We start from the raw sequence: 419 nt of genomic DNA, 5'->3' as shown, positions 1-419 counted from the left end.
ATGTGGGGCGCCTACGGGCCCTTCGTCTGGCGCGATCTCGTCATCTTCTCACTGCTCGTCCTGCTGCTGGTTATGAGCCGCAGGGAGCGCGTGGTTCTCTGATCATTTCCACTTGTCGCGCGCCGCATCGTCGGCATCTTTCGCCGCCACCCAGTCGCTCGCCGTGCCGTCCGAACCATGTTCTTTCTTCCAGAAGGGGGCGGCGGTCTTCAGGAAATCCATGACGAAATTGGCGCCGTCGAACGCTGCCTGCCGGTGCGGCGCGGCCGCAACGACGAGCACGATATTCTCGCCCACGGCGATCTTGCCGTAGCGGTGGATGGCAGTCAGACCAAGAAGGGCGAAGCGCTCGACGGCGAGCTTGCCGATGCGGCTCATCTCGGCTTCAGCCATGCCGGGATAATGCTCGAGTTCGAGAG

The 419-nt window shown here is 63.0% G+C and carries 1 protein-coding gene and 1 pseudogene; one reads left to right on the top strand and one right to left on the bottom strand.

Annotated elements, in window-relative coordinates; all coding sequences use genetic code 11:
- A pseudogene (locus AC5ZG1_RS44510) lies at window positions 1-102 on the top strand (branched-chain amino acid ABC transporter permease); the annotation flags it as partial.
- On the opposite strand, the gene AC5ZG1_RS44505 reads toward AC5ZG1_RS44510, so the two are convergent.
- The coding region (locus AC5ZG1_RS44505) for a molybdenum cofactor biosynthesis protein MoaE (RefSeq protein ID WP_496136586.1) at window positions 103-419 on the bottom strand (317 nt) is incomplete at its 5' end. It lies immediately after the preceding pseudogene.

Source organism: Bradyrhizobium sp. Leo78 (assembly GCF_059512425.1).
The sequence above is the reverse complement of the archived record's forward strand: the minus strand, read 5'-3'. Positions and strand labels throughout refer to the sequence as shown.